Origin of the sequence: Hymenobacter cheonanensis, assembly GCF_030581075.1 — a bacterium.
GTDB lineage: Bacteria > Bacteroidota > Bacteroidia > Cytophagales > Hymenobacteraceae > Hymenobacter.
The window spans coordinates 88,253-107,067 of sequence record NZ_JAUQSW010000014.1 but is presented as its reverse complement, the minus strand read 5'-3'; the positions used below and the strand labels follow the sequence as shown (position 1 = coordinate 107,067).

General features: G+C 63.3%; 21 protein-coding genes and 3 tRNA genes. 13 read left to right on the top strand and 11 right to left on the bottom strand.

All coding sequences use genetic code 11. The features are described from left to right. Nucleotides 1-359 precede the first annotated feature (359 nt). Nucleotides 360-890: a 3-coathanger stack domain-containing protein gene (locus Q5H89_RS23350; RefSeq protein ID WP_369810688.1), complete on the bottom strand. Its 531-nt coding sequence runs from the start codon at nt 888-890 to the stop codon at nt 360-362. A 188-nt stretch (nt 891-1,078) separates the two neighbouring features. Then, complete coding sequence (locus tag Q5H89_RS21430; protein ID WP_305021376.1) at nt 1,079-1,222, bottom strand: hypothetical protein; 144 nt, start codon at nt 1,220-1,222, stop codon at nt 1,079-1,081. Between the two features lie 226 nt (nt 1,223-1,448). Here Q5H89_RS21430 and Q5H89_RS21425 point away from each other — a divergent pair, with 226 nt between their 5' ends. Then, entirely contained in the window at nt 1,449-1,715 is a 267-nt protein-coding gene (locus Q5H89_RS21425; RefSeq protein WP_305021375.1) for a hypothetical protein, read from the top strand. Nucleotides 1,716-2,320: 605 nt separating this feature from the next. Here Q5H89_RS21425 and Q5H89_RS21420 read toward each other — a convergent pair. After that, on the bottom strand, nt 2,321-2,518 hold the full coding sequence (locus Q5H89_RS21420; protein ID WP_305021374.1) for a hypothetical protein: 198 nt from the start codon (nt 2,516-2,518) through the stop codon (nt 2,321-2,323). A 257-nt stretch (nt 2,519-2,775) separates the two neighbouring features. On the opposite strand from Q5H89_RS21420, the gene Q5H89_RS21415 reads away from it, so the two are divergent. Both Q5H89_RS21415 and Q5H89_RS21410 read left to right on the top strand, forming a co-directional pair. Continuing rightward, complete coding sequence (locus tag Q5H89_RS21415) at nt 2,776-3,363, top strand: BLUF domain-containing protein (protein WP_305021373.1); 588 nt, start codon at nt 2,776-2,778, stop codon at nt 3,361-3,363. Nucleotides 3,364-3,389: 26 nt separating this feature from the next. Further along, nucleotides 3,390-3,812 carry a hypothetical protein gene (locus Q5H89_RS21410; RefSeq protein WP_305021372.1) on the top strand — a complete coding sequence of 141 codons (423 nt, stop codon included), beginning with the start codon at nt 3,390-3,392 and terminating at the stop codon, nt 3,810-3,812. A gap of 361 nt (nt 3,813-4,173) precedes the next feature. On the opposite strand, the gene Q5H89_RS21405 is transcribed toward Q5H89_RS21410, so the two are convergent. From Q5H89_RS21405 to Q5H89_RS21390, 4 genes are all read right to left on the bottom strand, one after another. Then, nucleotides 4,174-4,247: transfer RNA gene (locus tag Q5H89_RS21405), tRNA-Ala, on the bottom strand. A gap of 180 nt (nt 4,248-4,427) precedes the next feature. Beyond that, complete coding sequence (locus Q5H89_RS21400; protein WP_305021371.1) at nt 4,428-4,859, bottom strand: hypothetical protein; 432 nt, start codon at nt 4,857-4,859, stop codon at nt 4,428-4,430. A 127-nt stretch (nt 4,860-4,986) separates the two neighbouring features. After that, entirely contained in the window at nt 4,987-5,226 is a 240-nt protein-coding gene (locus Q5H89_RS21395; protein WP_305021370.1) for a hypothetical protein, read from the bottom strand. A gap of 64 nt (nt 5,227-5,290) precedes the next feature. Then, on the bottom strand, nt 5,291-5,545 hold the full coding sequence (locus tag Q5H89_RS21390) for a hypothetical protein (RefSeq protein ID WP_305021369.1): 255 nt from the start codon (nt 5,543-5,545) through the stop codon (nt 5,291-5,293). A gap of 85 nt (nt 5,546-5,630) precedes the next feature. On the opposite strand from Q5H89_RS21390, the gene Q5H89_RS21385 reads away from it, so the two are divergent. From Q5H89_RS21385 to Q5H89_RS21345, 9 genes are all read left to right on the top strand, one after another. After that, a complete protein-coding gene (locus Q5H89_RS21385) occupies nt 5,631-6,383 on the top strand; it encodes a hypothetical protein (RefSeq protein WP_305021368.1) in 753 nt (250 codons plus the stop codon). Between the two features lie 208 nt (nt 6,384-6,591). Continuing rightward, on the top strand, nt 6,592-7,032 hold the full coding sequence (locus Q5H89_RS21380; RefSeq protein WP_305021367.1) for a hypothetical protein: 441 nt from the start codon (nt 6,592-6,594) through the stop codon (nt 7,030-7,032). 84 nt (nt 7,033-7,116) lie between these two features. Next, nucleotides 7,117-7,314, top strand: a complete 198-nt coding sequence (locus Q5H89_RS21375; protein WP_305021366.1) for a hypothetical protein — start codon at nt 7,117-7,119, stop codon at nt 7,312-7,314. 448 nt (nt 7,315-7,762) lie between these two features. Next, nucleotides 7,763-7,836 (top strand) — tRNA-Pro (locus tag Q5H89_RS21370). A gap of 19 nt (nt 7,837-7,855) precedes the next feature. Next, nucleotides 7,856-7,929, top strand: a tRNA-Arg gene (locus tag Q5H89_RS21365). Between the two features lie 192 nt (nt 7,930-8,121). Beyond that, a complete protein-coding gene (gene gyrB / locus Q5H89_RS21360; RefSeq protein WP_305021365.1) occupies nt 8,122-10,143 on the top strand; it encodes a DNA topoisomerase (ATP-hydrolyzing) subunit B in 2,022 nt (673 codons plus the stop codon). Between the two features lie 114 nt (nt 10,144-10,257). Further along, a complete protein-coding gene (locus tag Q5H89_RS21355; RefSeq protein WP_305021364.1) occupies nt 10,258-10,797 on the top strand; it encodes a GNAT family N-acetyltransferase in 540 nt (179 codons plus the stop codon). 197 nt (nt 10,798-10,994) lie between these two features. Continuing rightward, nucleotides 10,995-12,080: a class II fructose-bisphosphate aldolase gene (gene fbaA, locus Q5H89_RS21350; RefSeq protein ID WP_305021363.1), complete on the top strand. Its 1,086-nt coding sequence runs from the start codon at nt 10,995-10,997 to the stop codon at nt 12,078-12,080. Between the two features lie 68 nt (nt 12,081-12,148). Further along, nucleotides 12,149-12,484, top strand: coding sequence for a hypothetical protein (locus tag Q5H89_RS21345; RefSeq protein WP_305021362.1), 336 nt, complete (start codon nt 12,149-12,151; stop codon nt 12,482-12,484). 94 nt (nt 12,485-12,578) lie between these two features. On the opposite strand, the gene Q5H89_RS21340 is transcribed toward Q5H89_RS21345, so the two are convergent. Then, a complete protein-coding gene (locus tag Q5H89_RS21340; RefSeq protein WP_305021361.1) occupies nt 12,579-15,398 on the bottom strand; it encodes a S8 family peptidase in 2,820 nt (939 codons plus the stop codon). Nucleotides 15,399-15,783: 385 nt separating this feature from the next. Here Q5H89_RS21340 and Q5H89_RS21335 point away from each other — a divergent pair, with 385 nt between their 5' ends. Continuing rightward, entirely contained in the window at nt 15,784-17,049 is a 1,266-nt protein-coding gene (locus Q5H89_RS21335; protein WP_305021360.1) for a metal-dependent hydrolase family protein, read from the top strand. Here Q5H89_RS21335 and Q5H89_RS21330 read toward each other — a convergent pair. Genes Q5H89_RS21330 through Q5H89_RS21320 form a run of 3 tightly spaced genes read right to left on the bottom strand, consistent with a single transcriptional unit; the run spans nt 17,046 to nt 18,738 of the window. After that, on the bottom strand, nt 17,046-17,315 hold the full coding sequence (locus Q5H89_RS21330) for an anti-sigma factor family protein (RefSeq protein WP_305021359.1): 270 nt from the start codon (nt 17,313-17,315) through the stop codon (nt 17,046-17,048). The genes Q5H89_RS21335 and Q5H89_RS21330 overlap by 4 nt on opposite strands. Beyond that, on the bottom strand, nt 17,315-17,917 hold the full coding sequence (locus Q5H89_RS21325; RefSeq protein ID WP_305021358.1) for a sigma-70 family RNA polymerase sigma factor: 603 nt from the start codon (nt 17,915-17,917) through the stop codon (nt 17,315-17,317). Before Q5H89_RS21325 ends, Q5H89_RS21330 begins: the two co-directional genes overlap by 1 nt. A 44-nt stretch (nt 17,918-17,961) precedes the next feature. Beyond that, entirely contained in the window at nt 17,962-18,738 is a 777-nt protein-coding gene (locus Q5H89_RS21320) for a DUF1223 domain-containing protein (protein WP_305021357.1), read from the bottom strand. Nucleotides 18,739-18,815: the final 77 nt, after the last annotated feature.

The following is an 18,815-nucleotide window of genomic DNA, read 5'->3' as shown; positions in this document are numbered from 1 at the left end:
TTTACCCCGCGCTAGCTGCCGGTGCGCGCCACTGGTAGAGAAGCGGCGTGCAGTCCGGTAGGCGCATATTGGCGCGTGTGCACCGCAGCTATTCCGATACCCCCTTCTCCGCTAAAACCCCCTCAGTAGCTCACTGAGGGGGTTTTTTAATGTGGTGCGCGTAGCGCCTTTATCTGGCTGTGTTTGGGTCTTCTGTGAGCAGCTTATAGGGACCAATTACCCAAGTAAGGCTTAGGCTTGAGCACCTGGTAGTGCTGCACGACGGGCGAGAGCAGGCGGAAGAAATAGAAGGTCATAGGGCAAAGAAAAAGCCCCGGCCTATAGCCGGGGCTTTTCAGATAAGATACTAACGTCTAACATTACCGCTCGATTGCGAAGCGTACCGTATTCACTTTGTCTTTACTCTGGGTGAGCAGGTAGTACATGCCTCGGGGCAAATCCTTGACAGTTGCTGTCGCTCGCCCGCCGCGTAAGCTGATACGTCTGACTTCTACGCCGTAGCTGTTAACGATGACGGCTTGTTGGGGGCTGCCATCGTCCTTATCAGGCGCTGCCGTGCTGGTTAGCTGGTCACTCGTAGGAGTAGGGCAAACCGTGCTGGCGCTTTGGTCTTGCCTGGCTACCTGCTGGGTAGATGGCGTAGCGGTGGAATCAGTAGAAGGCGTTGCATCGGTAGTGGGGGTATATGTCCACCCGGAGTTGCCTTGGCTAGTGCGGGCAACGGCGCACGAGTTGCCACCTAGTACAGCTTCGAAAGTAGCCCCTTGCTCCATACTAAAGCCTTCTTGTAAGCTTATCTGCTGGCCAGATACCAGCGTGATGCTTTGGCTGTTGAGTACCAAAGCTGGTCCATTGGAGCGCAGGGTGGTAACTGCTTGGCCGGCAGAGATTGTCCCCTGCGTTTTGCGTTTTAGTTACTAGCGGAATGGAGCTGATATTTTGGTAAAATACATTCCGCGTAAAACAGCCTGCCGGGTCAAATGACACATCGTTAACATAGACGTCATAATGAGTGTGGTCAGCGGCAGCAGTTTCTGGATAAATCCACAGTTGATAATCCCCGCTGCTGGGAACAGTACTAGCTGTAGTAATTACCTGGCGAAAGCCCATAAGAAGAGCCGAACGAACCTGCGACATAAGTTGCGCCTGTTTGAGCAAAGGCGGCGGGCGCTGCCGCTAGGGCAGCTATGAGCACACTGAAACGTACAAATTTCGGTTTCATGGAAAAGGAGGTAAGAAGTGAGTGATTATCTACTACCCTAGTAGACAGCCAAAAAGTACAAGTATTCAGGTTCTTTTCATACCTGCTTTTCAGATTTTCTCACCCAAATGCATCGTTTTGCAACCAGGTCATTGTGCTGTTAGTGAGGGCTGTAGGTTTTTAATGAAAATAGGAACAGCCTCAGGCAGGCTACGGCCGCCACGCCCATTCCTGCTCCCTTATAAGTATGCGAGTCGAGCGGTCAGGGCGGGCGCGCCGGGCGCGCGTGCCGGCAGGTGACATTGTGAGCAAGGCCAGCTTGGCTACTTGTAAAAACCCGGTGTTCTTGGTAGCGTGGTACTCGAAAGCGCAGACCGAAATCGGCACGCAGCAGTATCCCGCGTGTGAGGTGCTGAGCCCGCACGGCTCGCCGCTTTTCAAGCTCAAGACTGCCGCGCCGGGCGAGGTAGCTAGCGTGGCGATGGGCATCTCCAGCGCTACGCCAATCGAATAATGTGAAAAGCCCCGCTCACCACGGGGCTTCGTCTATCTTCCCCCTATGTGTGATGCCTCAGCCTCAAGCCTGCATCACTTGCCGCCCTTGGCTCCCGCTGCCGGCCTGTCGGGGCTGGTGCTGTTCGTGGTGGAGGGGCTAGCCGTCCTTGTGCTGCTGACGGGGCTGGCGCGCGTAGCACCAGCCGCCCACGGGGCGCCTAGTGGAACACGGCGTGCTGTTGCCACTCTGGCTCTGGGCCTGGATAATGTGTGGGCCGCACTACAAGGCCCGGTGGGGCCACTGGCCGCCCGCGCTTTTTCTGGCCCACCTGCTGCTGTTGGCGGGGCGGCTTATGGTAGCGCACCACGCGCGCAAGCTGCGCGGGTAGGCGCTAAAGCCCCGCTACCCCCGGCACGCAGGCAGGCAACAGGCCGCCGGCGCGGGTGGTGGGAAAGCACGCTGGCTTAGTTAGGCTTATCGTGGGTAAGCTTTTCGACGACTTTACTGTTTTCTGCGTGGATGCTTACGCCAGTCAGCTGCGGTGGGTAATGTGGCCAGGTGTACTCGGCAGTGATTTCCTCCAATACGTCGGTATCCGGCCCCTGCGCGGTAAAAGCAAAGTCCTAGATGCCATCCAAGGGAAAATGTACGTAGATATACGGCGTCAGCGTGGCATGAGTAGCGCCCGCAGGGGCCATGCCAGTGGCTTTTATTGCTAGCTTGGGGGGCTGAGTTTTGAGGATGGTCAGGGTCACCTTAGTTACCTTGACTACCCTTTTGGTCGCACCAGCGACCTGCGCTTGTTGGGGGTTGGCTGCCATAATCTTGGGGTGGGTTAGGGAGCTGTAAACGTAGCTACTTTAGCTGCGGTGCGCCTCAGTAGCAGCACTGAAATTATATAGCCACCGCTGCCTGCCGTGCAGGCCCCGCGAGTAGGGGCGAAGCCCCGCTCCGTGCCGAGTCTCGGCTGGCGTCTGTGGTGCGGGTACTACCTAGGGCCGGGGCAAAAGCATGGGTATAAATACGGATTCTGCACGCAGGGGCAACGCCGGCTATACCCTGGGCCGTATGAGACACCATGAACGACTTGGCTCCTGATTTGGCGCGTCAGCAGCGCGCCCTTGAGTGGGCTATCGCCTTGGCCACGGCCCCGGTGCAAAGAGCAACGGAGCAGTTGACGGCCTACGTGCAGCAGCTGCCCGAGCAGCCAGTGCCCTGCCAGGAGCCAGGAGTGTACCACCTGCTGTACTGCAGCCAGGCCGTGCGGGCCTTTGGGGAGGAACAGCTGGCCGATTTGCTGGAGCACTCGCTGGCCTGGAATGCCCGGTATAGCATCACGGGGTTGCTCTGCTACGGCAACGGGCACTTCGTGCAGGTGCTGGAAGGCGAGGCGACCGCCGTCGAAAGCCTCTTTGCCCGCATCGCGCGCGACCGCCGCCACCACCAGGTGCACGTGCTCAGCCGCGGGGTAGGGCCGGCGCGCCGGTTTGCCGACTGGCGCATGGCCTTTACCAAGCAGCACACCCACGAGTTCTACTGGCTCATTACTTTTTTGGAGGCCCACCACCACCGCTTGCTGCTGCGCCAGATTCCGGTGGCCGAGCCCCAGCTAGCCACTACGCTCCAAGGCTTTAGCGATACGTGCCCATCTGCGGCGGGAAAGTGAGAAGGGGCTATTGACAATACGTATTCATGCTGTTAAACCTGAGCACCGACCCGCGCGACCACAGTTCCTGCGCCCTGTCCTACGATGAAACCGAATGCTGGCTCAAGGCCGAGTGGCGGGGGTATGTCGACCAGGTAGAAGCCATGCGGGGCGCCGAAGCCTATCTGCAACATGCCGCGCAGCATTCCTGTGCCTACCTGCTCAACGACAACTCCCGGCTTATAGGCCCCTGGTTCGAGAGCCTGGAGTGGCTGATGCACGTGTGGGTGCCCCAGGCCGAGCGGCTAGGGCTGCGCCATGTTGCGCATGTTGTGCAGGCCGACCAGCACCATGATATCTTCACTCGTCAGCATCATACTCCCTTGCCTTTTGAGCTGCAAATCTTTCAAAGCCTTGAAGATGCAACCCATTGGCTGGCTAGCGTCCGAGATGAAAAGCTGATTGCCTGAGCTTGCTGACGCTATTAGCGCCCGGTGCTAAGTTGGGAGGCTCAATCGCCTTGCTCCATGCCCAAGCCCCAGATTTGCTACTACCCGCACAGTAGAGCTGCCGTCGGTGGCCACCACCCTGTTTTTCTCTCGGTCGGCGTAGGCAGGAGGCGCCCCGTGCCTTACGGCTATTGCGATGCCTCTTTCTCCACTAAAAAAATGCTGCGCCAGGCAGAGGGGCTTTTCTACTGCGTGGCCCGTTGAGCTTAGTGGTTTCCGGTGCCGGGCCGGCTCGGTGCCAGGCGTAAGTGCTCCGTGAACGTGCGCAAACAGGCATTTTATACGAAAAAGCCCCACTGGCACTCACCAGCAGGGCTTTTAGTGGAGAATGTCGGAGTCGAACCGACGACCTATTGCTTGCGGAGCAATCGCTCTAGCCAGCTGAGCTAATCCCCCAGGTGCTCAAATATATGACCCGGTTGGCTTGAAACAGCTAGCAAAAAACAAATAACCTGACCGGCGTACCCCCGACCCGCGCCCGAGGCTACCGGCCGGAGGCAAATGCGGAGGCCGGGGCGCCGGCAATACCCAGCGAGCGAGCCGCGCAACCACCGGCCCAGGCAGCGGTGCCAGGCATCAGGTGCTGCTGGAAGCTACCACCGGCGGCTTCCTGAACATCAGCACCAGGGCCGCTAGCACCAGCAGGTTCTTAAACAGCACCAGCAGCGAGTAGCCCCAGAAGTCAGCAAGGTAAACGCCAGCGAAATACCCGTGGTGGGGGTGGGTATCGGCATAGGCCAGGTAGGCACACACAAGCAGCACCACTACCTTTGCCCGAAACATGCCCCGGCGAATAGCCAGGTAGAAAGCGGCTTTCAGCAGCGTTGCCAGCAGCAGCCAGATGCCGGCGCCCGGCCAGAGCGGCGTGGGTTCGGAGGGTAGAAGCCAATAGCGCAGCCCCACATTGACGAGCTGCTCGCCCAGCCACAGCGCCAGGGTAACAAACAACAGGTTGGAGGCAAGCACATCATTCTTGCGCAGGGGGTCGGTAGGGCGAGCTAAGGGCACGGCCGAAGATATAAATGCGATGCGACCTCGCTAGGCGCTTAAAGCAGCCAGCACCGGGCAAGAGCAGCTGTCTGCCCCAGGCACCAGCGCCGGGGCCGGCAGGCTAGTGCCAGAGCAACCCCACGTTTTAGGCGCGGGCACTGCCAGCTTTAGGGGGGTAGCTGCTAGCAAAAAGCCGGGTCGGATGCGGGCTTTTTAGATTCATATTGCGCAGCTTCCCCCAAAAACGAGTGCGCTTGTCAAACAGCACCACGTAGATAAGAGCCAGGAAAGGCACCAGAGAAATGGCTAGTAGCAAGCGCAGCTGCCAGTACTGGGAGGCACTCAGGTGCCAGTGTTGAGCGAGAGCTTTGAGGATGGTTTCCATGGTGGTCGGTGCATTTTTGGCGTGGGGTAGGTGGCTTGTTGCCGGGTGTGTAAGTACTCACTCATTAGTTCGAACGCAAGTTATAACAAGCAAGTTGCAGAAGTGCCCGGCCAAGGCCGGCATTATATTCGCCGCCCATAAAACAGCTGCCACCGCAGCCTGCAAATGCCTGTTGCCCCGGGCTACGGCCGCTCGGGCTCAGGTAGGCAAGCGGGTAAGCGCCGGAAGTAACGCGGCCCGGCATGCCAGCTATAATCAACAGATAGCCAGCTTGTTTGTGGCGGCGGCCAGTGGCAAAATCCGCGTTTTGCTGCGGCAAATCTTCGCCGGAAAAATGCCGGAGGCCAGCGCGGCTGTCACCGTATTATCCCGCATGAGCGTGCCGGGCCATTACACTAGTTTATATGAGCAGCTTAAAAATCAGAATTTCACTTTGTTTGCTGGCTGGGTTCTTCGCATGCCGGCAACCCACCACCCGGCAGGTGCGGGTAGAAGAGCGGCAAACCGCCAGCGGCCACCGCTATTCAATTTTCCATCCTCAGAAGCTCGCCGTTCGGGTGGTAACCAGCCGCCCGCCGGCCGCAGACAGCGCGTATCAGCTGAGCGTGGCGGCGGCATACACCAACCTGGAGAACGACCAGCCGCTCGACCTGCTGGTAGACCAAGGCCGCGTGCGGCAAACCAAGCCAATCATTCCCTTCCTGGATGGCGTGCTGCAAAGCGTGGGCGATACACTCACAATTGGCCGGCTCCCGGCGGGGCCGGCGCAGCTTGGCGCGCAGCTCGCCGGCGTGCGCCGCCGGCACGGCACCCTGCTGCTCCAGGAATTGCTGGTTTTAAACGGTAAGCCCCAGCGCTTTGGGCCCGGCAATGCGTTTCAGCGCCGGGCCCTGGTCGAATTTGCCGCCCATCGGTTTGCAGTAGCGGAAAGTGCGGCTGATAACCTCACAATGAGCCAGTTTGCCGAGGACCTGCGCGAGCTAGGGGCCCAAAATGCGCTGTACCTCGACATGGGCGATTGGGACGAGGGCTGGTACAAGGCGGGCAATGAGGTCGTAAAGCTGGGGGCCCGGCGCACGCAAACGGCCCGGCAGTCCAACTGGCTGGTATTTGCTACGCCCGTTGCGGCGCTTCCCGGGCCTAGCCCGGCACCCTGAGCTAGCCCGGGCGGTGCCGGGCCCGGGTGCTTTTGCAACCAGTGCGCAAGCGCTCAGCAAATACCCGTAGCTGAAACTACGTATTTTCCCTGAAAAATCCGTACTAGCTCAGCTCAGAATACGCATTAAGCTACTTGGAAGCCGCTGGGCGTTTAGCGAACATTTGAGTTGACTTTAAGGCGGCCACTGGCGGCCCGCTCAACTACCTATGCATCTGAACACTAACGTAGACCTGCGCGACCACAGCTCCTGCACGCTTTTTTATAACGATGCCGAGGGGTGGCTACAGGCCATCTGGTGGGGCCACGTAGACCCCCAGGAGGCGCACCGGGGGGCGCAGTCTTACCTGGAGCACGCGGGCCGCATCCCTAGTCAGTTTCTACTCAACGACAATTCGCAGTTGCATGGCCCCTGGTTCGAGAGCCTGGAGTGGCTGGCCGAGGTGTGGGTGCCCCGGGCCGCGCGGCTAGGCCTGCGCTACGTGGCGCACGTGGTGCAAGCCGACCAGCCCCACGATATTCTGGCTACCTGCCCGGCCAGCGGGCTGCCCTTCGAGCTGCGGATTTTTCGGGACCCGGCCGCTGCCCGGCACTGGCTGTGGGCAATGGGCCAGGCCCACGGCCGGCTGGCGCCGGACCCGCTGGGCTAAGGGCGAGCCGGCGGGCCAGGAATTTTTTTGAGAGTGCCAGTGTCGTGTAAGTGCTATCGCTAACCCTGATTAATGCTAAAAATTATGAAATTATTTCAGCAGCTGCGCGCCTTATTCCGCCCCCAGAATGAGCCCATTGTGGCGGCGCCGACCGGCTACTCAGACGAAGATTTTCTGAGCGTTATGATGGAGCAGGCGCGCAAGCGCACGCAAGCCGAGCAGGCCGGCCGCGATGCCGCCGCAAAGCCGGTAATGCCCGGCTCCTTGCCCACGGCCGCCTAGCCCGAAAGCGCCCGGGGCTGGTGGGCGACCTGGCCGAACGAAGCCCGCGTGCAAAAGGCTCTCGGGCTAGCCCTATTTAGCCGGCCGCTTATCGTAGAAGCAAAGGAGGGTGCGCTGCCTGCAAGGCGCCAGCGGCCTGCGCGTGCGGTACGGCGCCGATACTGCCTGGCGCTACAAATCAGTACAATCCGTGGCATGGCCCACAAGAGGAAGCCACCGCCAAGCCAGGGGCCAGTTCGAATAGCGCTCCCGCTGCTTTTTGTCGCAGCTGGTGGTGGCCATTGGCGGCCGCCCGCTAGCCCTCGGCGCGTGCGTGGCCAGGGCTGCGGCACGCTTTAAAACCGGGCAGCAGTTGCCGGGGCAGCGGCGCTGGCGTACCTTTGTCCCAATCAAACGGATTAGCCACGGCGCCGAACTATCCGGGTTCACTGCCAAGTGGTTGTTTTTTCGGGGTGTAGCGTAGCCCGGTATCGCGTCTGCTTTGGGAGCAGAAGGTCGTAGGTTCGAATCCTGCCACCCCGACATTTTTAGTACTGGATTTGACCCCATAGCTCAGCTGGATAGAGCAGCTACCTTCTAAGTAGCCGGTCATTGGTTCGAATCCAATTGGGGCCACGCTTCTGAGCCTGCCCGATTGTCTTTCGAAAATCCTTAAAAAAGCCTCTGCCGGCCCCGGCAGAGGCTTTTTTTGTGCATGAAATTACCCTGAAAAAGCCGGGCAAAAGCTAGGCAAAATGGAGCTAAAAGAGTACCTTTGGATGTTCTCTTCCTGACCGTATTTCCGGTCGGTTTAACCCCCTCTCTCGCATGAGTGAAGTAGTAGAAAAGAAAGCCCCCGCCGACTACTCGGCCGACAGCATTCAGGTGCTGGAAGGGCTGGAGGCGGTGCGCAAGCGCCCCAGCATGTACATCGGCGACACGGGTATCAAGGGTCTGCACCACCTGGTGTGGGAAGTAGTCGATAACTCCATTGATGAGGCCCTGGCCGGGCACTGCGACCTGATTCAGGTCACGATTAACGAAAATAATTCGGTTACCGTCCGCGACAACGGCCGGGGTATTCCCGTGGACTGGCACGCCAAGGAAGGCCGCTCGGCCCTCGAAGTAGTGCTGACCGTGCTGCACGCCGGCGGCAAGTTTGACAAGGACTCCTACAAAGTATCGGGCGGCCTGCACGGCGTGGGCGTGAGCTGCGTAAACGCGCTCAGCACCGAGCTGAAAGTAACCGTGCGCCGCAAAGGCCACGTGTACGAGCAGGAGTACACCATTGGGCATCCGCTGTACCCGGTGAAGGAAATCGGTGATACCGAGGAGCATGGCACGGAGGTGCAGTTCCTGCCCGACCCCACTATTTTTTCGGAAACCGAGTATCGCTACGCCACCATTGCCAGCCGCCTGCGCGATTTGTCGTTCCTGAACAAGGGTATTCGCATCACCCTCACCGACCGCCGCGAGAAGCCCGTGGGCGATGCGGCCGTGGGCCACGTCGATGCCGAAGGCTTCCGCTACGAGGAGTTTTACTCGCAGGGTGGCTTGCGCGACTTTGTACAATACCTGGATGGCACCGAGCGCCCGTCGCTACTCTCGGAGCCCATTTACGTGGAGAGCGAAAAGGGCGGTACGCCCGTGGAAGTAGCACTGCAGTACAATACCTCGTACCAGGAAAACGTCTACTCGTACGTCAACAACATCAACACCATTGAGGGCGGCACGCACGTGGCGGGCTTCCGCTCGGCCGTGACGCGGGTGCTGAAGTCGTACGGCGACAAGAAGCAGCTGTTTGAGAAGGCCAAGGTGGAAATCACCGGCGACGACTTTCGCGAGGGCCTCACGGCCGTAATCTCGGTGAAAGTGCAGGAGCCGCAGTTTGAGGGCCAGACCAAAACCAAGCTCGGCAACTCGGAAGTGAGCGGCGCGGTGAACACCGTGGTGGGCGAAATCCTGACGCAGTACCTGGAGGAAAACCCCAACCAGGCCAACCGCATCATGGACAAGGTGATACTGGCCGCCAAGGCCCGCATCGCCGCCCGTAAGGCCAAGGATATGGTGCAGCGCAAAAACGTGCTAGGGTCCAACTCCTTGCCCGGCAAGCTCGCCGACTGCTCCGACTCGAACCCCGAGGTGTGTGAGCTGTACCTCGTAGAAGGTGACTCGGCCGGCGGCACCGCCAAAATGGGCCGTAACCGGGCGTTTCAGGCCATTCTGCCGCTGCGCGGTAAAATCCTGAACGTGGAGAAAGCGCAGGAACACAAAATCCTGGAAAACGAGGAAATCAAGAACATGATTACCGCGCTAGGGGTCACGTTCAACGAACGCAAGTCGCTGGCCTTCGGGACGGATGACGATGGCAACGAAACCGGCCCGCTGAACTTCGACAAGCTGCGCTACCACAAGGTCATTATCATGACCGACGCTGATATCGACGGCTCGCACATTCGCACGCTGATTCTCACGTTCTTCTTCCGCTATATGCGCCAGCTGGTGGACCAGGGGCACATTTACATTGCGCTGCCGCCGCTGTACCTCGTGAAGCGCGGCAAGGAAGAGCGCTACTGCTGGACCGAGGACGACCGCGCCGCCGCCACCGAGGAGCTGGGCCGCGGCCGCCCCGAAACCGTGAACGTGCAGCGCTACAAAGGGCTGGGCGAAATGAACGCCGAGCAGCTCTGGACTACCACCATGCAGCCCTCCACGCGCTCGCTCAAGCAGGTGTCGGTAGATTCGGCCGCCGAGGCCGACCATCTGTTCTCGATGCTGATGGGCGATGAAGTGGCCCCGCGCCGCGACTTCATCGAGCAGAACGCCAAGTACGCCAAGCTCGACGTGTAAGTGCGGCCTAGTAAGGCAGCTGCGTAATTTGCGCCCGCCATCCCGGTTTTGAGGGACGGCGGGCGCTTTGCTTTTAGCGGCTCCCTGGCCCACTTCTCTTTCTTAACTGCTTGCATGGTAAGTGCATCGACCGCCCGGCAGCTACTGCCCAGCACCCCGGCTGATATTGACGAGATTTTTCGGCTCTACCGGCTGGCGGCGGCCTACCAGGCGGCTACGCCGGGGGCCACCGTGGTGTGGCCCGATTTTGAGCGCGGGCTGGTGGCGCAGGAGCTAGCCGAGGGCCGCCAGTGGAAGCTGCTGGTGGGCGATACCATTGCCTGCGTGTGGGCCATCACCTTTGATGACCCTGAGATTTGGGGGGCTCGCAATGCCGACCCCGCTATTTATATCCATCGCATTGCTACCAACCCCGATTTTCGGGGCCGGGGCTTCGTAGCCGCCATTGTGCAATGGGCCGTAGAGTATGCCCGGCAACACCACAAAAAGTTTGTGCGCCTGGATACTGTGGGCGAAAACCACGGGCTTATTGCCCACTACACCGCGTGCGGCTTCACCTACCTGGGGCTGACGGCGCTCACCGATACGGCGGGCCTGCCGGCCCACTACCACAACGCCACCGTGAGCTTATTTGAGCTGCCCGTGGCGGGATAAGGCCTAGCGGTTTGCTCGCAGGCGTATGACTGCGGAGGCGGGCTAGGGTGAAAATTGGGAAAAAGCCTAAGGCGTTTGCGGCGCGTGGTGCGGCTGCGCAGGGCTAGCCGCGCAGTTTGTGGGCGCCCGATAACGATAAAGACGCCCTGGCTGTTTTCTTTGCGGGCGCGGGGCCTGTTGCCCCGCCCTTTCTACTCATGGCAAATTCCACCCTGACCGGCCTGCGCGCCGGCGTGCTGCACGGCGACGAAGTGCAGGCCCTCTTCCAACACGCCAAAACCCACGGCTACGCGCTGCCCGCCGTGAACGTAACCGGCACCGACACCGTGAACGGCGTGCTCGAAGCCGCCCGCGACCTCAACTCGCCGGTTATTATTCAGTTTTCGAACGGGGGGGCGCAGTTTTTTGCGGGCAAGGGCCTGGCCAACGACAAGCAGCAGGCCAGCATTGCGGGCGGCATCTCGGGCGCGCACCACGTGCACCTGATGGCCGAAGCCTACGGTGTGCCCGTAATTTTGCACACCGACCACGCCGCCAAAAAGCTGCTGCCCTGGATTGACGGCCTGCTCGACGCTGGAGAGAAATTCTTTGCCGAGCACGGCCAGCCGCTGTTCAGCTCGCACATGCTCGACCTGTCGGAGGAGCCGATTGAGGAGAACATCGAAATCTGCAAGGAGTACCTGAAGCGCATGGCTAAAATCGGCATGACGCTCGAAATTGAGCTAGGGGTGACCGGCGGCGAGGAAGACGGCGTCGACAACTCCGACGTGGACTCGTCGAAGCTCTACACCCAGCCCGAGGAAGTGGCCTACGCCTACGAGCAGCTCAGCGAAATCAGCCCGCGCTTTACCATCGCGGCGGCCTTCGGCAACGTGCACGGCGTGTACAAGCCCGGCAACGTGAAGCTGCAACCCAGGATTTTGCACAACTCGCAGGAGCACCTGCGCCAGAAGCACAACATTGAGGCCGCGCTGCCTATCGACTTCGTGTTCCACGGCGGCTCGGGCTCTTCGCAGGAGGAAATCCGCGAGGCTATCAGCTATGGCGCCATCAAGATGAACATCGACACCGACCTGCAATGGGCGTTCTGGGAAGGCATCAAGAACTACTACGTGAAGAACGAGGGCTACCTGCAGGGCCAGATTGGCAACCCCAGCGGCCCCGACTCGCCCAATAAGAAGTACTACGACCCCCGCGTGTGGCTGCGCGAAGGCGAAAAAACCTTCGTAACGCGCCTCAAGGCGGCTTTCGAAGACCTCAACGCCGTGAACCGCCGCCCCTAGCCGGCCCGGCCACAACCCTGGCCCCCTGCCTGGCCGTATAGCGCCCACACCTTGTATTCTTTCTGATTATGAAAAAGACCCTGTTCTCCGCGGTAGCCCTCAGCTTGTTTGCCGCTACCACAGTACTGGCGCAGACGACCCCGACCACGGTAACGAAAGACGGCGGCGATAAAACCATCACCACGGCCGACGGCATGACGGTGAAAACCAAAATGGCCAGCGACGGCAAAATGAAGGTGAAAGGCCGCGACGACGCCGGCAACAGCATGAAAGCCACCACCAAGCCTCGCAAAGGCGACATGAAAATGATGGATGGCGACGGCAAAAAAATGCACCACAAAGGGATGCACAAAAAAGGCATGATGAAGGATAGCACCGCCATGCGCCCGGGCGCGGGCATGTAATTTCCGGCACCTGCCAACTACTGAAAAGGGCCAGCCTCACGCACGTGAGGCTGGCCCTTTTGGCGGGTAATGGGGCTAGCCCGGGCCGCGCCGGCTACTCGCGCACCACGCGCTGCACCAGGCTCGTGCCCACGATGCGCACCAGGTAGAGCCCCCGCGCCAGGGGCGCCAGGCTCAGCTCGCCGCCGCCGCCGGGCAGCGCGGCCGTGGCTACCGGCCGGCCCAGCGCATCGAGCACCTGCGCCGTGGCCGGGCCCAGGCCAGCGGGCAAGGTGATGTGCAGGCGGCCGGTGGTAGGGTTGGGGTACAGCTGCCAGGTGGGGCTAGCCCCCACGGCGGGCGCCGTAGCCAGCGCCTGCTGATAAATGGCCGTAGCGGCCTGGGCAGCGGCTTGCAGCTCGGGCAGCGTGGGGGCCACCAGCACCGCAAACGCCACGGTGGCCGAGTCGCCGGGGGCCAAGCGTGGCACCAGGGTACTCACTACCTGCGCCACATCGGTGCCCTGGGCGGCAGTGCCGGCCTCGCGGTGCGCCCGGTTGAAGCCCCCGCTGAGGGCCAGAAACTTTTCGGCCGGGCTGAAGCCGTCGCCAAGGTAGATGGGCGAGCCGGCCGGGGCGGCGTTGTCGAGGGCATACACGCCGGGCGGGTGGGGGCCCAGCACCTGTACCCCGGCGTAGAAGCGCGGCGCCACGGGGTCGTAGGCGTAGCTCACGCGGTTCACCGAGTCCCAGCGGGCCACGTTGCGGCCCGTCTCGCCGGGCAGGTCCCAGTCGGTAAATACGCCGACGTAGAGCGGTTTCAGGGTATCGGCCGTGAGGTTGCGCAGCGAGTAATCGAGCAGAATAACGTTGCGCCGGGCGGCGGGGGCGGCCCAGCTCTGGCCGTGCTGCCGCACCCGCACGCCCACCGAGCGGGGCGCCGTGGCGCTGGGCAGCGAATCGCGAAACGTGCCGCGCGCCTCCTGGTCGGCGCGGGGGCCGGGGGCTAGCCGCCGCACCTGCGCCAGGGTAAAGAACGACTGCCGCGCCGTGCCGGGGCTGGCCCGCAGGTGGTCGGCTACCCGCGTGGGGGAAGTAGCCAGCAGCAGGCCGCCCTCGCTGAGCAGGGGCGTGCTGCCGCGGTAGCTGAGGCCCCGGCCCCCGGCGCCCGTCAGGTCGTCATACGCCAGATTGCCCCGGCTGGTAAGGCTCATGCTGATGTCGCCGGCATCGAGTTGCACAAAGTCGGGGTTCAGCAGCACGTCTACGTACTGGTCTGACTCATAGCCGTTATCGCCTACAAAATGATATTGCAGCGTGGCCGTGGTGTTGAGCGGCACGCTGCCCGCCACCGCCAGCCGGAACGGTGCCCCGGCGTTGCTGGCCTGGCCCAGCGTGGCCAGGTTGCCCACCGCAAAGGTGCCCTGGCGCACCGTGAGGTAGGGCGACAGCGAGCGCACCGTGAGGGTAAGGCCCGTGGCGGGCAGCAGCAAGTTGCGCACGGTAGCCGCCAGCCGCAGGGTATCGCCGGGGGCGTAGCCGGCGGGCTGAGCCGGGCTGAAGGTGCTGCTGACCACCCGGGCCTCGCGCTGGGTGAGCGCCGCCACGGCCCGGGCTATGTTGAGGCGGCCCGTGCCCAGGTAGCCCTGGTACACGGTGTTGGCTGGCAGCGCGTAGATGCTGGCATCGGTAGTGCGGCGCAGCTGGGCCAGCACCTGCTCGGCGGTAAGCTGCGGAAAGCGCACCCGCACCAGCGCCGCGGCCCCCGCCACCTGCGGCGCCGCAAACGAGGTGCCCGAGCCGTGCCAGTAATCGGCATCGGGCGGGCCGGCCGCCGTGGTGGTGGGCCGGCCGTAGGCGATGATAATATCGACGCCCGGCGCCACCAGGTCTACGCGGCGGTTGTAGGTGGCAAAGGTAGCCTTGCCGTCGGCCGCATCGGTAGCCGACACCGACAGCACGTGGTCGTAGGAAGCGGGGTAGAACAGCACGTTGCTGGGCGTGTTGCCGGCCGCCGCCACTAGCACCGCATCGCGGTTCACGGCCGCGTAGGTGCACACATCCTGCTCGAAGCGCGAATAGCCGCCGGCCCCGCCCCACGACATATTAATAACCTTGCAGCCGTGGTCGGCGGCGTACACGATGGCCTCGTAGCCCGCGAAGGAGCCCGTGGGCGTGCCCGGAAACATCTGCAAAGGCAAAAACTTACACCGAAAGCCTACCCCGGCCAGGCCCTTGCCGTTGTCGGCCTGCCCCGCCACGATGCCCGACACCTGCGTGCCGTGCCCGGTGTAGTCCTCGTACATCGGGTCGTTGGTATTGTTCGAAAAATCCCAGCCCCGGAAATTATCCACGTAGCCGTCGCCGTCGTCGTCTATGCCGTTGATGGGGTCAGCATAATTGTACTTTACCTGCCGCTGCAAATCTTCGTGGGTGTAGCGAATGCCCGTGTCGGTAACGCCGATTACGAGGCTGGTGTCGCCCCGCGTAAAGTCCCAGGCGCGGTACGCCTGCGTGAGGCGCAAATGGTACTCATTGCCGGCCGCCGTCGAGTCGGCCAGCGGGTCGTTGGGCTGGTACTGGGGCGCCCGAATGTAGAGCGGCTCCACGTACTCTACCACGCCGGTGGCCAGCAGCTGCGCCCGGGCCTTGGCCAGCGAAAGGCGGGCCGGCACCCGCACTTCGTATAGCAGCCGCAAATTCACGCTGCCGGGTACTTCATTGCTAGGTACTTGGCTGAGAGGGAATTTCTGCGTTAGGGAGGTGGCGTGCAGGGCGGCCAGCGCCGGCCCCAGCGTGCGCAGGCTGGCGGCGGCCGGGGGGGCGTCGGCGCGCAGCTTCAGCACCAGCCGGCCCGCAAGGGTAGGGGGCGCGGCCAGCGCCGGCCCCGCCGGCAGCCAGCAGCTCAGCCACAACAGCATACGTAGTAATCTCACAGGCAAAAGGCAAGCAATAGGATGGTAGATAAAGGTACAACGGCTGCCCGGCCTACCTACGAAAAAAGACGCGGCTGCTCGCAAGCCGGAAGGTACTTTCCAAAAATCGGTGGGGAGCGGGCATTTTCATCCCTCTGGTACGTCCTGCCGGATATGAAATTTTTTCAAGCCGGGCTGGTTCACCGCCAGCTTGCTCAAGCTGCCCAAGCCCTGGGGGCCGGCCGTAAAAAAAGCCCCGGCAGGGGCGCGGAGTTTTTAGCGAGGTAAGGCAGTGCGTGGTGCTGGCCAGGAGTAACCCGTGCGCTGGAGCAGGGCTTGGCGGCGGGCCTCGGGCCGCTTGGCCGCCGCCAACCAGTGTATCTTGCCCGGGCACTACTACCTGTTCATGCTGTTCCGACTCCTCCTCTGCTGCCTGTTGGCACTGCCCGCTCTGAGTTTCGCCCAAGCGCCCACCGCCACGCTGCTGCGCCCCGCGGCCGTATTCGACGGCCAGGAGCTGCACCCGGGCTGGGCCGTGCTGGTAGAAGGCCAGAAGATAACGGCCGCCGGCCCCGCTGCCCAGCTGGCGGCCCCGGCCGGGGCGCGCACCGTAGAGTTGCCGGGCCTTACCCTGCTGCCGGGCCTCATCGAGGGGCATTCGCACCTGCTGCTGCACCCCTACAACGAAACCGCCTGGGCCGACCAGGTGCTGCTGGAGCCGCTAGCCCTGCGCGTGGCCCGCGCCACGGTGCACGCCCAGCGCACGCTGCTGGCCGGCTTCACCACTACCCGCGACCTCGGCACCGAGGGCGCGGGCTACGCCGACGTGGGCCTCAAGCAAGCCATCGACGAAGGCATTATCCCCGGCCCGCGCCTGCTGGTGGCTACTAGGGCCCTGGTGGCTACCGGCAGCTACGGCCCCCACCTGGCCGCCGTCGAAGACCTGCCCCAGGGCGCCCAGGAGGCCGATGGCGTCGACAACCTGGTGCGGGCCGTGCGCGAGCAAATCGGCCACGGGGCCGATGTAGTGAAAGTATACGCCGACTACCGCTGGGGCCTGGGCGGCGCGCCCGAGCCCACGTACTCGCTCGAAGAGCTGACGCTGATAGTACAAACGGCCCGCTCGGCCGGGCGCGGCGTGGTAGCCCACGCCAGCACCGCCGAAGGCATGCGCCGCGCCACCCTGGCCGGCGTCGAAACCATCGAGCACGGTGACGGCGGCACGCCCGAGGTATTCAAATTGATGAAGGCGCACGGCGTGGCCTTATGCCCCACGGTGGCAGCCTCCGACGCCATTTCGCGCTACAAGGGCTGGAAAAAAGGCCAGGGCCCCGACCCGCAGCGCATCCTCGACAAGCACCGCGCCGTGCAGGCGGCCCGCCAGGCCGGCGTGACCCTAGCCATGGGCGGCGACGTAGGCGTGTTTCCGCACGGTGACAATGCCCTCGAAATGGAGCTGCTGGTGCAGGACTACGGCTTCACGCCGCTGGAAGTGCTGCGCCAGGCCACCAGCGGCAACGCCCGCATCTTTCACCTCGCCGACCGGGGCCGGGTGGCCGCCGGCCTGCTCGCCGACCTCGTGGCCGTGGCCGGCGACCCTACCCAGCAGGTGCAGGCCCTGCGCCAGGTGCGCCTCGTGATGAAGGGCGGCGTGCTCTACCGGCAGCCCTAGCCGGGCGCCGCGCCAGTGTCGGCCGCCGCAATTTGCGCGCGCCAGCGCGCTTTCATTTCTGCTGGAACGGGCGCCGACTGCGGGGCTAGCCCCGGCGCCAGGCGCGCGAGCAGCTGGCTCTGCGCCTGGTAGCGGCGGCAGTACACGCACAGGCGCAGGTGGGCCCACAGGCGCAGGCGCTCGCCGGGGGCTAGCGCGGCGTCGGCGCGGCGCTCGATGAGGCGGGTAGCGGTGCGGCAGTCGCGCACGAAAGCAGGAACGAACATCAGGGCGCGGAGGTAGGAGGTGGGGCTAGCCAGTGGCGCTCGAGGCAGCGCCGCAGGCTGAGCTTGGCCCGGTGCACCAGCACCCAGAAATTGGCCGCCGACAAGTCCAGCTCCTGGCAGACTTCCTCGGTGGGAATTTCTTCGACGAAGCGCCGGGCAAAAACCAATTGCTGGCGCGGCGGCAGGCGGCGCTGGCAGGCGGCCAATACTTGCTGCAGCTCCTGCTGCTCCAGGGCTGCATCGGCGGCGGGCCAGGCTTGGGGGGCGTGGGCCGGTAGCCAGTGGCCATCATCGCCAAACAGCGAGTTGGGCGCGTCATCCACTAAGTCGGGTTCGGGCAGTGCCGCCACTGGCCGACGAGCCTGCTGACGGTAAAAATCAACGAGCTTGCGCCGTAAAATCACGAACAGCCAGCTGCGTTCCGACGCTTCGCCCCGGAAGCTGGCCCTAGCGGCCAGCGCGCTCAAAAAGGTTTCCTGCACCAGCTCGGCTGCCGCATCGGCATCGTGCACGCGCCGGTAGGCAAAGCTGTACAGCTCAGGGCCGTAGCGGTCGGGCCACTGGGGCGGGTCGAGCAGCGTAGTGGAGGCAGAAGAACTCACGAAGACAAAAGCGAAAAAAGCGGTGCTGCGCCGGTACGCCCGCGCTACTGCCGGGCCAGTTCGCCGCCCAGCGGCAGGGCGGCCGCGCCCACCACCTGCCGGGTGCGCTCGGCCTGCACCACCACCACGGCCCGCAGGTGCGCGGGGTTCCAGCCGGCGGCCAGCGCCAGGGTGGGGCTGGCTTCGAAGGTGGCGCCGGGCGCCACCGTGCCCAGCGGGCGCAGGCTGCGCACCACCGAGGCATGGCGCAGCAGCTGGCCGGCGTTTTCGCCCCCGCCCACCTGCGTGGCCAGCCCGCTTTCGGTGATGAACAGCAGCACCTGTGCCAGGCCGGTGCCGGCGGGCAGGCTGGCCACCCGCACCCGTAGGGGCTGGCCGCCCTGTCCGCCCGCTAGGCCCACGGTAGCCCGGGCGGCGCGGGCCGCTCGCCCAATAGCCGCCACCAAGTCGGCGCGGCGGCTGCCCACCAGCTCGGTGCGGCCCTGCACCACGGCCTGCGGCGTGTAAGAGCCACTGCCAAACCGAGCGGCGTATTGTGCCTGGCGGGCCGTGTACGCCGGGTCCGAAAACTGGTCTTTCCAACCCAGGCGGTTCCAGTAATCGACGTGCTGGCCCAGCGCGATAACCTCGGCGCCGGCCACGGGCTGGCTGCTTTCCAGCTCGCGCAGCGTGGCATCGGCGCCAGGGCAGCTTGAGCAGCCTTCCGACGTAAATAGCTCGACCACCACCGGCACGCGGGCCGGGGCGGGGCTTGGCGGCGCGGGGGCCGTGAGGGTGGCCAGGCCCGCGAGCCCGCCCAGGGTTACCAGCAGAAGTTTCATAAGCGAAAGCGCTGAAAAGGAAGCAGCCCGGCTATACCAGCCGGCTGGCTGGCTAGACGTGGCCGGCCCGCCAGCCT